Annotated in this window: 10 protein-coding genes and 2 tRNA genes; 9 read left to right on the forward strand and 3 right to left on the reverse strand. The window is 71.7% G+C overall.

Features of this window, described 5'->3' with window-relative positions; translation table 11 throughout:
- The first annotated feature begins 105 nt into the window (after positions 1–105).
- From recF to ABZ858_RS31700, 6 genes are all read left to right on the forward strand, one after another.
- Positions 106–1227, forward strand: coding sequence for a DNA replication/repair protein RecF (gene recF, locus ABZ858_RS31675; RefSeq protein WP_361386380.1), 1122 nt, complete (start codon positions 106–108; stop codon positions 1225–1227).
- The gene (locus tag ABZ858_RS31680) at positions 1224–1787 is read left to right on the forward strand and encodes a DciA family protein (protein ID WP_361386383.1); all 564 of its coding nucleotides are present in this window, start codon (positions 1224–1226) and stop codon (positions 1785–1787) included. Before recF ends, ABZ858_RS31680 begins: the two co-directional genes overlap by 4 nt.
- 396 nt (positions 1788–2183) lie before the next feature.
- Positions 2184–4271, forward strand: a complete 2088-nt coding sequence (gyrB, locus tag ABZ858_RS31685; protein ID WP_361386386.1) for a DNA topoisomerase (ATP-hydrolyzing) subunit B — start codon at positions 2184–2186, stop codon at positions 4269–4271.
- Positions 4272–4313: 42 nt separating this feature from the next.
- Entirely contained in the window at positions 4314–6908 is a 2595-nt protein-coding gene (gene gyrA / locus ABZ858_RS31690; protein WP_361386389.1) for a DNA gyrase subunit A, read from the forward strand.
- A gap of 18 nt (positions 6909–6926) precedes the next feature.
- The gene (locus tag ABZ858_RS31695; protein ID WP_361386392.1) at positions 6927–7664 is read left to right on the forward strand and encodes a DUF3566 domain-containing protein; all 738 of its coding nucleotides are present in this window, start codon (positions 6927–6929) and stop codon (positions 7662–7664) included.
- 121 nt (positions 7665–7785) lie between these two features.
- Positions 7786–7859, forward strand: a tRNA-Ile gene (locus tag ABZ858_RS31700).
- A gap of 428 nt (positions 7860–8287) precedes the next feature.
- On the opposite strand, the gene ABZ858_RS31705 is transcribed toward ABZ858_RS31700, so the two are convergent.
- Positions 8288–8647 (reverse strand): DUF6344 domain-containing protein, encoded by a 360-nt coding sequence (locus tag ABZ858_RS31705; RefSeq protein ID WP_361386395.1) that lies wholly within the window; start codon positions 8645–8647, stop codon positions 8288–8290.
- A gap of 338 nt (positions 8648–8985) precedes the next feature.
- Here ABZ858_RS31705 and ABZ858_RS31710 point away from each other — a divergent pair, with 338 nt between their 5' ends.
- Both ABZ858_RS31710 and ABZ858_RS31715 read left to right on the forward strand, forming a co-directional pair.
- Positions 8986–9114, forward strand: coding sequence for a DLW-39 family protein (locus tag ABZ858_RS31710; RefSeq protein ID WP_003999697.1), 129 nt, complete (start codon positions 8986–8988; stop codon positions 9112–9114).
- 362 nt (positions 9115–9476) lie between these two features.
- Positions 9477–10772: a hypothetical protein gene (locus ABZ858_RS31715; protein ID WP_361386398.1), complete on the forward strand. Its 1296-nt coding sequence runs from the start codon at positions 9477–9479 to the stop codon at positions 10770–10772.
- Positions 10773–10805: 33 nt separating this feature from the next.
- On the opposite strand, the gene ABZ858_RS31720 is transcribed toward ABZ858_RS31715, so the two are convergent.
- A complete protein-coding gene (locus ABZ858_RS31720) occupies positions 10806–12227 on the reverse strand; it encodes a serine/threonine-protein kinase (protein ID WP_361386401.1) in 1422 nt (473 codons plus the stop codon).
- 78 nt (positions 12228–12305) lie between these two features.
- Complete coding sequence (locus ABZ858_RS31725) at positions 12306–12854, reverse strand: DNA-binding protein (protein WP_361386404.1); 549 nt, start codon at positions 12852–12854, stop codon at positions 12306–12308.
- Between the two features lie 184 nt (positions 12855–13038).
- Here ABZ858_RS31725 and ABZ858_RS31730 point away from each other — a divergent pair.
- Positions 13039–13111, forward strand: a tRNA-Ala gene (locus ABZ858_RS31730).
- Positions 13112–13323 lie beyond the last annotated feature (212 nt).

The raw sequence follows: 13323 nt of genomic DNA on the forward strand, positions 1-13323 counted from the left end.
CCCCCGGGTCCGAGGACCCCGGACGGTCCGCAGCAGGACGGGACCGTCCCCAGGACACCGGACCGCCCGGCGGTCCACCACGCTGGAGGAGGCCGGCGAACGACCATGCACGTCACGCATCTGTCGCTGGCCGACTTCCGCTCCTACACCCGGGCCGAGGTGCCGCTGGACCCGGGCGTCACCGCCTTCGTCGGCCCCAACGGCCAGGGCAAGACCAACCTCGTCGAGGCGATCGGCTACCTCGCCACCCTCGGCAGCCACCGGGTCGCCACGGACGCCCCCCTGGTCCGGATGGGCGCCGAGCGGGCCGTGATCCGGGCGCAGGTCCGCCAGGGCGAGCGGCAGCAGCTGGTCGAACTGGAGCTGAGCCCCGGCCGCGCCAACCGGGCCCGCATCAACCGGTCCTCGCAGGTCAGACCGCGTGACGTGCTCGGCATCGTGCGGACCGTGCTGTTCGCGCCGGAGGACCTGGCCCTGGTCAAGGGCGACCCCGGCGAGCGCCGCCGCTTCCTCGACGAGCTGATCACCGCCCGCTCGCCGCGCATGGCCGGTGTGCGCTCCGACTACGAGCGGGTCCTCAAGCAGCGCAACACACTGCTGAAGTCCGCGGCCCTCGCCCGGCGGCACGGCGGGCGTTCCATGGACCTGTCCACCCTGGACGTGTGGGACCAGCACCTCGCCCACGCCGGCGCCGAGCTGCTGGCCCGGCGCCTGGACCTGATCGCCGCGCTCCAGCCGCTGGCCGACAAGGCGTACGAGCAGCTGGCGCCCGGCGGCGGTCCGGTCGCGCTGGAGTACAAGCCGTCCGCGCCCGGCGGCGCGCACACGCGCGAGGAGCTGTTCGCGCAGCTCACGGCGGCCCTCGCGGAGGCCCGCAAGCAGGAGATCGAGCGCGGGGTCACCCTGGTCGGGCCGCACCGCGACGATCTCGTCCTCAAGCTGGGGCAGCTGCCCGCCAAGGGCTACGCCTCGCACGGCGAGTCCTGGTCGTACGCGCTGGCGCTGCGCCTGGCCTCGTACGACCTGCTGCGCGCGGAGGGCAACGAACCGGTGCTGGTCCTCGACGACGTCTTCGCCGAGCTGGACGCGCGCCGCCGGGAGCGGCTGGCCGAGCTGGTCGCGCCCGGTGAGCAGGTCCTGGTGACCGCCGCCGTCGACGACGACGTACCGCATGTGCTGGCCGGGACGCGGTTCGCCGTGGCGGGCGGAGCGGTGGAGCGGGTATGAGCGGCGAGAGCGACCCGGCGGCCAAGGCGGCGGACGCGGCGAAGGCGGCGCGGAAGTCCCCCGAGCCCTCCGGTGTCGACCTGGCGCGGGTGGCGCTGCGCGCGGCGAAGGAGGCGGCCCGCGCGCGCGGCGACGCGGCGCAGCAGAAGAAGCAGGCGCGGCGCGGCGGGCTGCGCTCCGGCGCGCGCGCCGACGGCCGCGATCCGATGGCGCTCGGCGCGGCGATCAACCGGCTGATCACCGAGCGCGGCTGGGAGACCCCGGCCGCGGTGGGCGGTGTGATGGGGCGCTGGCCGCAGATCGTCGGCGAGGACGTGGCCAAGCACTGCGTGCCGGAGCGGTACGACGAGGACGAGCGGGTACTGGCCGTGCGCTGCGACTCGACGGCCTGGGCGACCAATCTGCGGCTGCTCGCCCCGACGCTGGTGGCCCGGCTCAACGAGGACCTCGGGCACGGCGCGGTCCGGCTGATCAAGGTGCACGGTCCCGGCGGCGCCGCCCGCCGCTACGGGCCGCTGCGCGCTCCCGGCAGCACGGGACCCGGTGACACCTACGGGTGACGGACCTCCCGGCACGGTGAGTGACAGAGATCACACAGGGCGGTCAATGGAGGGCCCCGCGCGGACGTGTCGGCCCGGGGTGCGGCACACCCGCACGCTCTTGCGAATCCTGACCTGACCCGGGAGTAGCGAAGGGTTGACGGCTCGAAGCGCTGAGTGCCGCCGTGAGCCTCTTGGAGCCCCCTTCCGCATATCGGGACCCGGTCGAGGCTGGTTCAGGTCGCCACATGGGGACTCAGGTACCGGCAAACCCCCATCACTGTCGGCGCTACCGGTAGACTGGAAGACAATCCCGCCCCGCCGTGGGGACCGCCGGGAAAAGCTGAGCAACGCTGATCAAGGCCGACCAACGCAACATGCCGCAGCCGCTCCGGCAACCGCCGACGAGCCCGGCTCGTGCTGTGCCAGAAAGGGCGCTTCGTGGCCGATTCCGGCAACCCCAACGACAACATCCCGTCCACCGACACCGGCGACGGTGACCTGGCCGCCTCCTCGAACGGCGAGGTCACGGCCGTTTCGTACGACGCCAGCGCCATCACCGTGCTGGAGGGCCTGGACGCGGTCCGCAAGCGCCCCGGCATGTACATCGGTTCCACCGGTGAGCGCGGCCTCCACCACCTCGTGTACGAGGTGGTGGACAACTCCGTCGACGAGGCGCTCGCCGGGCACGCGGACACCATCGACATCACGATCCTGGCCGACGGCGGCGTCCGTGTCGTCGACAACGGCCGCGGCATCCCGGTCGGCATCGTCCCCTCCGAGGGCAAGCCGGCCCTGGAGGTCGTGCTCACCGTGCTGCACGCGGGCGGCAAGTTCGGCGGCGGCGGCTACGCGGTCTCCGGTGGTCTGCACGGCGTCGGCGTCTCCGTGGTGAACGCCCTGTCCTCGAAGGTCTCCGTCGAGGTCAGGACCGACGGCCACCGCTGGACGCAGGATTACAAGATGGGCGTCCCGACAGCGCCGCTGGCCCAGCACGAGGCGATCGAGGAGACGGGCACCTCGGTCACCTTCTGGGCCGACGCGGACATCTTCGAGACCACCGAGTACTCCTTCGAGACGCTCTCGCGGCGCTTCCAGGAGATGGCGTTCCTCAACAAGGGCCTGACGATCCGGCTCACCGACGAGCGCGAGTCGGCGAAGGCCACCAGCGGTGCGGACGAGGCGGGTGCCGACCTGAAGGACGAGGTCAAGACCGTCACGTACCACTACGAGGGCGGCATCGTCGACTTCGTGAAGTACCTCAACTCCCGCAAGGGCGACGTGGTGCACCCCACCGTGATCGACCTGGAGGCCGAGGACAGGGACAAGAGCCTGTCCCTTGAGGTCGCCATGCAGTGGAACAGCGGTTACAGCGAGGGCGTGTACTCCTTCGCGAACATCATCCACACCCACGAGGGCGGCACGCACGAAGAGGGCTTCCGCGCCGCCCTCACCAGCCTGATCAACAAGTACGCGCGCGACAAGAAGCTGCTGCGCGACAAGGACGACAACCTCACGGGCGACGACATCCGCGAGGGCCTGACCGCGATCATCTCGGTCAAGCTCAGCGAGCCGCAGTTCGAGGGCCAGACGAAGACCAAGCTGGGCAACACCGAGGCGAAGACCTTCGTCCAGCGCGCCGTCTACGAACACCTGAACGACTGGCTGGACCGCAACCCGGTCGAGGCGGCGGACATCATCCGCAAGGGCATCCAGGCGGCCACCGCGCGCGTGGCGGCCCGCAAGGCCCGCGACCTCACCCGCCGCAAGGGCCTGCTGGAGTCCGCCTCGCTGCCGGGCAAGCTCTCCGACTGCCAGTCGAACGACCCCACCAAGTGCGAGATCTTCATCGTCGAGGGCGACTCCGCCGGCGGCTCGGCCAAGTCCGGCCGCAACCCGGAGTACCAGGCGATCCTCCCGATCCGCGGCAAGATCCTCAACGTCGAGAAGGCGCGGATCGACAAGATCCTCCAGAACCAGGAGATCCAGGCGCTGATCTCCGCGTTCGGCACCGGCGTGCACGAGGACTTCGACATCGAGAAGCTCCGCTATCACAAGATCATCCTGATGGCGGACGCCGACGTCGACGGCCAGCACATCAACACCCTGCTGCTGACCTTCCTGTTCCGCTTCATGCGGCCGCTGGTCGAGGCCGGGCACGTCTTCCTGTCCCGCCCCCCGCTCTACAAGATCAAGTGGGGCCGGGAGGACGTCGAGTACGCGTACTCCGACCGGGAGCGCGACGCCCTCCTGGAGCTGGGCCGCCAGCGCGGCAAGCGGGTGCGGGAGGACTCGATCCAGCGCTTCAAGGGTCTCGGCGAGATGAACGCCGAGGAGCTGCGCGTGACCACCATGGACCAGGAGCACCGCGTGCTCGGCCAGGTCACCCTCGACGACGCCGCCCAGGCCGACGACCTGTTCTCGGTCCTGATGGGCGAGGACGTCGAGGCCCGGCGCCAGTTCATCCAGCGCAATGCCAAGGACGTCCGCTTCCTCGACATCTGAGTCGGTCTCAGCTGACCGCACCAGGAAGGATCCCCACCAGCAATGGCCGACGAGAACACCCCCGTCACCCCTGAAGAGGGCGGCGACCTCGCGATGCGCGTCGAGCCCGTCGGGCTCGAGACCGAGATGCAGCGCTCGTACCTCGACTACGCGATGTCCGTCATCGTCTCGCGTGCGCTGCCCGACGTCCGGGACGGCCTCAAGCCCGTCCACCGGCGCGTGCTGTACGCCATGTACGACGGCGGCTACCGCCCCGAGCGCGGCTTCTACAAGTGCGCCCGCGTCGTCGGCGACGTCATGGGCAACTACCACCCGCACGGCGACTCCTCGATCTACGACGCGCTGGTCCGCCTGGCGCAGCCGTGGGCGATGCGGATGCCGCTGGTGGACTCCAACGGCAACTTCGGCTCGCCGGGCAACGACCCGGCGGCGGCCATGCGCTACACCGAGTGCAAGATGGCGCCGCTGTCGATGGAGATGGTCCGCGACATCGACGAGGAGACCGTCGACTTCACGGACAACTACGACGGCCGCTCCCAGGAGCCGACCGTCCTGCCCGCCCGCTTCCCGAACCTGCTGATCAACGGCTCGGCCGGCATCGCGGTCGGCATGGCGACCAACATCCCGCCGCACAACCTGCGCGAGGTCGCCGCCGGCGCCCAGTGGTGCCTGGAGAACCCGGAGGCCTCGCACGAGGAGCTGCTCGACGCGCTGATCGAGCGCATCAAGGGCCCGGACTTCCCGACCGGCGCGCTGGTCGTGGGCCGCAAGGGCATCGAGGAGGCGTACCGCACCGGCCGCGGCTCCATCACGATGCGCGCGGTGGTCGAGGTCGAGGAGATCCAGAACCGCCAGTGCCTGGTGGTCACCGAGCTGCCGTACCAGACCAACCCGGACAACCTCGCGCAGAAGATCGCCGACCTGGTGAAGGACGGCAGGATCGGCGGCATCGCGGACGTCCGCGACGAGACGTCCTCCCGCACCGGCCAGCGCCTGGTCATCGTGCTCAAGCGGGACGCGGTCGCCAAGGTCGTCCTGAACAACCTGTACAAGCACACCGACCTGCAGACCAACTTCGGCGCCAACATGCTGGCGCTGGTCGACGGGGTGCCGCGCACGCTGTCCCTGGACGCGTTCATCCGCCACTGGGTGACGCACCAGATCGAGGTCGTCGTCCGCCGGACCCGCTTCCGGCTGCGCAAGGCCGAGGAGCGCGCCCACATCCTGCGCGGCCTGCTCAAGGCCCTGGACGCCATCGACGAGGTCATCGCGCTGATCCGGCGCAGTGACACCGTCGAGATCGCCCGCGGCGGCCTGATGGAGCTGCTGGAGATCGACGAGATCCAGGCCAACGCCATCCTGGAGATGCAGCTGCGCCGGCTGGCCGCCCTGGAGCGCCAGAAGATCGTCCAGGAGCACGACGAGCTGCAGGCGAAGATCAGCGAGTACAACCAGATCCTCGCCTCCCCGGTCCGCCAGCGCGGGATCGTCAGCGAGGAGCTGGCCGCGATCGTCGAGAAGTACGGCGACGACCGCAAGACCATGCTGGTGCCCTACGACGGCGACATGTCCATCGAGGACCTGATCGCCGAGGAGGACATCGTCGTCACGGTCACCCGCGGCGGCTACATCAAGCGGACCAAGACCGACGACTACCGCGCCCAGAAGCGCGGCGGCAAGGGCGTGCGCGGCGCGAAGCTCAAGGAAGACGACATCGTCGACCACTTCTTCGTCTCCACCACGCACCACTGGCTGCTGTTCTTCACCAACAAGGGCCGCGTCTACCGCGCCAAGGCGTACGAGCTGCCGGACGCCGGCCGGGACGCGCGCGGCCAGCACGTGGCGAACCTGCTGGCCTTCCAGCCGGACGAGGCCATCGCCCAGATCCTCGCCATCCGCGACTACGAGGCCGTGCCCTACCTGGTGCTCGGCACCAAGGCCGGCCTGGTCAAGAAGACGCCGCTGAAGGATTACGATTCGCCCCGCTCCGGCGGTGTCATCGCCATCAACCTGCGCGAGCAGGAGGACGGCACCGACGACGAGCTGATCGGCGCGGAGCTGGTCTCGGCCGACGACGATCTGCTGCTGATCAGCAAGAAGGCGCAATCGATCAGGTTCACCGCCTCGGACGACACCCTGCGTCCGATGGGCCGTGCCACCTCGGGTGTGAAGGGCATGAGCTTCCGCGAGGGCGACGAACTGCTGTCGATGAATGTGGTGCGACCCGGTACGTTCGTGTTCACTGCCACCGACGGCGGGTACGCCAAGCGGACCGGCGTCGACGAGTACCGCGTCCAGGGCCGCGGCGGCCTCGGCATCAAGGCCGCCAAGATCGTGGAGGACCGCGGTTCGCTCGTGGGCGCGCTGATCGTGGAGGAGAGCGACGAGATCCTCGCCATCACGCTGTCGGGCGGAGTGATTCGCACGCGCGTCAGCGGGGTCAGGGAGACGGGCCGTGACACCATGGGCGTCCAGCTGATCAACCTGGGCAAGCGCGATGCCGTGGTCGGTATCGCACGTAACGCCGAGGCGGGGCGCGAGGCGGAGGAAGTCGACGGCGACGTGGCCGTGGACGAGATCGCCGAGGACGCCGCGACCAGCGGCACGGACGAGGGTGAGGCGCCCTCGGCCGAGTAGCACGAGGAGAGAGTCATCGTGAGCGGAGCCACGGGCGCCGGATCGGCCGGTACCTCCACTGGTACGGAAGCGGACGGCGGCGGCTGTGGCTCCGCCGCGCGTGCGAAGGACGCGCACACGACCAACCTCAACGCGGTCAAGCCGTCCCCGGCCGGATCGCACTCGCCCGACTCGCACGCACCCCAGGGGGGAACGGTGACCGACACCCGAGGCCCGCAGGCGCGGGAGCAGGCCGGCCAGCAGGGCGCGGCCTCCCCGCTGCCGGGCGAGCGCCGGTCGCAGCAGTCCGCGGGGCCGTACCATCCGCCGCAGGCGTACCCGGCGGGCTCCGCGGACCGGCAGGGCGCGGCGCGCCGGCCGCGCCCCGGCGTGCGCACCGCCCCGCGCACCCGCAAGGCCCGGCTGCGTGTCGCCAAGGCCGACCCGTGGTCGGTGATGAAGGTCAGCTTCCTGCTCTCCATCGCGCTGGGCATCTGCACCATCGTGGCGTCCGCCGTGCTGTGGATGGTCATGAACGCGATGGGCGTGTTCTCGACGGTCGGCGGGACGATCTCCGAGGCCACCGGCTCGAACGAGTCGAACGGCTTCGACCTGCAGTCCTTCCTCTCGCTGCCGCACGTCCTGATGTTCGCGGTGATCATCGCGGCGATCGACGTCGTCCTGGCGACGGCCCTGGCCACGCTCGGCGCGTTCATCTACAACCTCGCCGCGGGCTTCGTCGGCGGCATCGAGCTGACGCTGGCCGAGGACGAGTGAGCGGCTTTCCGCACCCCTCGCCCCCGCGCTGACGGGCCTCGGCCAATCGATTTTGGGACTGCCCCCGTCGTGCGCTAATCTTCAGGAGTCAGCGCGCGGGACATACACCGCAGAGCGCGGCGGGGCTATAGCTCAGTTGGTTAGAGCGCATCCCTGATAAGGATGAGGCCACAGGTTCAAATCCTGTTAGCCCCACAAGACGAGAAGTCCCCCAGTCCACTCGGACTGGGGGACTTCTCGTTGTGGGATGTGGCCCCTGAGTGGGGTATTGCGCCCTGCCAGGGCTGGACGTCGTCCCGCTGGAGGAGGGGAGAAGGCCGAGGGCCGGCCGTATCCCGGCTTCCGGGCCGAGGACCAGGCCGCCGAGGTGGCCCGCTTCGACGGCCATGGCGCTCAGCGGCGCGTCGGCATCGGCCGGGGCGGGCAGTCGTGGGTCGTGGTGGCGGCGGACCCCGGGGGCGGCGAGTGCTGTGTCCTGGGCGGGTGGCAGCGGTGAGCGCACAGGAGAGGACCCCCGGTCGGTGATCGACCGGGGGTCCTCGGCGCTTCGGTGACGCTGTACGCAGATCGCCGTTACGTCATGGGTGCGGGCGGGTGGCCCCGGCGGTGCCGGAGCGGCGCTGTCAGCGCTGCAGGGGGATGCTCGGCCGGGTCGCGGGTTCGGCGGGGGCGCAGTCCTCCGGATCGGTTTCGAGCGAAGGGGCGTCGGCGAGCGGGCGGTGGCGGCAACTGGGCGACTTGCCGTGGGCCTCGGCCCGGATCCGCTGCTTCATCGTGGGGGGCAATGACCGGGCGTGGGGCCTGGACCAGGAGTGCGTCGTCTGTGCCGGCACCCGGGCGGTGCTGCTCTTGGGCGCCGTCTCGGGCTGCGGGGCGGCCGTGGCCGCGGTGGCGGTCGTGGTGATGAGTCCGAGCGCCGTGCAGAGCGCGAGGAAGGCGGTGACGATGGCGGTCCACAGCTTCATGACCCTGTGCTGGTCCATGGCCCCTCACTTTCAGGTTGGGCGATTTGCGTACTTTGCTCATCATGTGTAGGAGCGACGCGAAGTGGTGGACCGACGCCCGTGGCGCCGCGATCTTCGGATGAACACCACTCGGATGGGTGCGTGAGGGGCGAAAAGCTCCGCAGACGGGCGGAGTGGGGGCAAATCTCACCGTGCGTACGGGTCTGATCACCCTCCGATCGGAGCGGTTCGGTCCGTTTCGACTGCGTTCCTCTACCTGACAGTTGAGGGCCGATGCAGGTCACCGATCGGTATCGGTCGGTGTGTATAGTCGGGCGCCAGAGGTCCCCTACGTCAAGGAAAGACGAGGTCGCGCGGTGAAGAAGCTTCTCCTGGTCGCACTGGCCGCCATCGGCGGGCTCCTCGTGTACCGCCAGATCCAGGCGGATCGCGCCGAGCAGGATCTGTGGACGGAGGCGACCGACTCCGTGCCCACGGGTTCGTGAGCAGAGACATCCGGTTCTGAGCAGACCCCGGCCGCCTGAGCGGTCGGGGTTTTGTGTTGCCCGGTTGCCCGGTTGCCCGGTTGCCCGGTTGCCCGGTTGCCCGGTCGGCCGGGTCCGTGGGGTCGGCGTCCCGTGTTGCGGGGGCGGGCCGGGTGCGGTAGCCGTAGGCCGGGAGGCCGTCCGCGCGGCGGATGTTCTCGGACGCGCGTACGGAATACGCGGATGGCGCAGCGCCGGGCGGGGCAGGATGGCCGTCGTCCACGGCGACGGCGGCGGTGCGGGGGTGGCGCGGGATGAGAGGGCCCACGGCGGGACGGCGGGCTCCGGCCCGAGGGCGCGCCACGAAGGCGGGCCCGGCCGCGGTGATCCGCTCGGCTGCCGTCGCCGCGGTGCTGTGCCTGGTGGCCGCCCTGCCGGCGCCGGACGCGCGCGCGGCCGGGACACCGGGGCCGTACGCCTTCGCGGACGGCGCCCGGAGCGTGGCCGGGGCGACGGCCCCCGCCGGTGCGGCGCGCCTGGAGCCGGGCCGCGCCTACCGCAGTTCCCTGCCGCACGACGGCCGGCTCTACTACCGCCTCGACCTCGACGCCGGCTCCACCGCCTACGTCTCCGCCACCGCCGTACCCGCGGCGGACAGCACGGTCTTCGCCACGGACGGCCTGCGGGTCTCGGTGCGGGACGCGCACGGCGGGTCCTGCTCCTACCAGGCCACCCGGTTCGGCACCGGCCGCAGCCCGCACCCGATCGCCGCCTGGGGCATGCGCGAGGCGTCCCCCGGCCACACCCCGTGCCAGGGAGCCGGTACGTACTACGTGCTCGTGGAGCGCATCGCCGCCACCGGCTCCTCGACGGACACCTGGCCCCTGGAACTCACCACCGCGACGGAGCCCCCGGTGCGGGCCGCCGGGGCGACGAAGGCCCCCGGGACCTGGGACTCCGCCTCGCCCGCACCGGTCACCGGCCGGGCGGCGGGCCGGGCGGGCGGCGCCGGGTTCGCCGGGGCGAGCGCCGTGGGAGAAGGGGTCTGGCAGGACCGGCTCCGGCCCGGCCGGACGCTCTTCTACCGGGTTCCGGTCGACTGGGGGCAGCAACTGAACGCCACCGCCGAACTGGACGGTACCGGTGGCGGCAGCGGCTATGTGGACGGGGCGCTGACCCTGTCGCTCTACAACCCCGTGCGCGGATACGTCGAGGAGGCGTACGCCGGTTACAGCGGCAAGCGCACGAGCGCCGCCCTCGCGCCCCTGCCACCCGTCGTCTACGCCAACCGCGCCGGCTTCGCCGACCAGGCCAAGGCCATGCGGTTCGCCGGCTCCTACTACCTCGTCGCGCACCTCGCCGAGCAGACGGCCACCGGATTCGGCGACGGGCCCTACGGCCTGACCCTGCGGGTGCGGGTGAGCGGGGCGGCGGGGGCCGGGCCGCGGTACGAGGGCGGCTCCGCACCGCCGGATCTGTTCGAGGTCACCGCCGCGGACCGGGTGGCGGCGAGTGCCCCGGGCCCCGGGCCCGCGGGTGCGGCCGGGGCGGGGGGTGCGGGGGGCGGTTCCTCGGTGATGCGGGCGCTCGCCGCGGGCGGGATCGGCACCGGGACCGCCCTGCTGATCGTCCTCGGGGCGTGGACGCTGAGCGCCCGGCGCAGGGTCCCGAGCGGGTAGGGCGGCGCTGCGGGGCCTGGCAGGGCGGCGGGCTCAGATCCTGGCCAGAGCCCAGAAACCCACCGCGTAGCAGGCCAGCGCGAGCAGGAGCAGCGGGACGACGGCCTTCGCGGGCGGACCCGCCCGGCGCGCACGCACGGCACGGTGCCGGGAGGCGGGCACCGGGGGCGGGGCGTGGGGCCGTGGGACCTCGGCGGTGTACGAGAAGGTCGGGATCTCCACCGCGGCGGACTGCGGTGGCGGGAGGTGGAAGCTGCCCGCGTCGGATATCGGGAGGGGGCGCATCGGGCCCGCGTCTGGCGCGGGCACCGGTGTCGGCGCGGGCACCGGTGTGGAGGGAAGCGCCGGTGCCGAGGGAGGCGTCGGCGATGGAGGCGTCAGCGGGGGAGGCGTCGGTGGTGCGGGCGGCGCGGGCGGTGCTGCGAGCGCCCGCCGGGGGCTCCGGGGGTCCCGGGGGCCGGGGAGCGGCCGGCCGGAGTCCGTGCCGTCCGCAGCGCCGGTGTCCGCCGTCCCCGGCCCACCCTCCGCCGCGCCGCGTACCGCCCTGTGCTCGGCCGTCACGGCCGGGCTGAGCTTGAAGGGGCCCGCCGGACCGAACCCCGGCGGCAGCGGCCCGAGTTGGTCGAAGACCTCGATCAGCTCGTCGTCGGGGCCCGGCTCGGGCAGCAGCTCGACGGCCGCGGCGAGGGCCTTGCGCGCCCCCGTCGCCGTACGGAACCGGGCCTGCGGGTCCGGTTGCAGCAGGGCGGCCACGACCTGCCACAGCGGTTCGGGGACGCCCTCGGGCGCACTCGGCGTGCCGTGCGCCGTGAAGTACTCCACGAGCGCCCTGGCATCCGGTTTGGCGCCCTGGATCAGGTACAGGGCGACCAGGCCGGTGGCGAACAGGTCGGCGGGGAAGTCGGGTTCCGCCCCCATCAGTTGCTCGGGGGCCAGGTAGCCGGGGGTGCCCACCACGAGGTCGGTCTCGGTCAGCCGCGGTTCGCCCAGCCGCATCGCGATGCCGAAGTCGGACAGCCGCAGCCGGGGGCGGCCGGTGCCGGTGGCCTCCAGCAGGACGTTGGCGGGCTTGATGTCGCGGTGCACGACCCCCTCCGTGTGCACGGCGGCCAGTCCCGAGAGCAACTGGTCGAGGAGGGTGCAGACGAACGCCGGGGGCAGGGGGCCGTAGTCCCCGACGAGGTGGACCAGCGAACCGCCGGTCACCAGGTCCATGGTGAACAGGACATGGTCGTCGTCGGCGGCCCAGCTGGCCGGGGCGAGCACATGGGGATGGTCGATGCGCAGCGCCTGTTCCCGTACGAACCGCAGCAGGGAGTGGGCGTCGCGCTGCCGCAGCACCTTGGCGGCCACATAGCGGCGCCGGCGGTGGTCCCAGGCGCGCCAGACCGCTCCGGCCCCACCGCGTCCGACCGGGTCGGCCAGCTCGTACCGGCCGGCGAAGACCTCACCCATGGCTGCGCGTCGCTCCTCCCCCTGCGGCTCCCCCCGTTGCCTGCCCCGCGCCGCGCGCCGCGACCCCTGCCGGGGGCGTCAGTTCTGGTGCGACTGGTAGTGCGCGACGGCGTCGGAGGTGCGTCCGGCGCCGTAGACCCGGAGGAACTCGGCCAGTTCGGGGTGGGAGGGGGCGAGGCTGTCCGCGGCCTCGATGATGTCGCCGGCGGCGGCGACCGAACGCAGCAGCGACTGGATCTCGCGGACCACCCGCCTGACGGTGGGCGCCCCCGAACCGTTCGTCGTGTGCGTGGTGTTGCTGAGCACCGAGCCCCCCTGCGACCTCTTGATCTCCTCCATGCGCTCGGTCGCCTCGGCCGCGCTGACGCTGCCGTCCGCCACCTGCCCCGACAGCTCCTGCAACAGCTGCACCCGCTGGACCACCGCCGGGTTGCCGATCTTCGCGCGCTGGCCGCTCATCAGCTGGGACAGCATCGGTGCGGACAGTCCGAGCACCCCCGCCAGCCGGGCCTGGTTGAGCCCGAGATCGTCTATGAGCTTACGGAAGAGTGCCCCCAACGGCTCCCCGTACCAGTTCCGCTGCAGTTCCCGCGCTCTTGCGGTCGCTTCCTGCTGTGCGGCGTCCATTGCGTCTCCCCATCGCTTCCCCAAGTACCGCGGTTCGCTGCCGCGAACCACGCGGAGCATCTTACGGAGCGTGGTCGTTCGCGGGGACCCCCAATCTTTTTGCGAGATCCGGGGGGTGACCCGGTACTCTGGTGTGCGGCACCTGACCGGCGGGCGACACCTCCGGCCGGATGCTCCTCTTCCGGGGGCCTTAGCTCAGTTGGTAGAGCGCTGTCTTTGCATGGCAGATGTCAGGGGTTCGACTCCCCTAGGCTCCACACTCAAAAACCCCTCCGACCTGCGGAAACGCGAGTCGGAGGGGTTTTTTCGAGGAGCTGCTGCCTGACCGCCACGGCGCACAGGGCTGAAGTGGTGTCACAAGCCTGTGGAAAAACCTGCGTCGGCCCTATGGGACGGGGCGTGGAGGGGTAGCGGCCGCCGCCGCGAACGGGGTCGACGCCACGAACGGGGCCGGGGCCGGGGGCGCGAC

Source organism: Streptomyces sp. NPDC047017, assembly GCF_040644175.1.
Classification (GTDB): Bacteria; Actinomycetota; Actinomycetes; order Streptomycetales; family Streptomycetaceae; genus Streptomyces.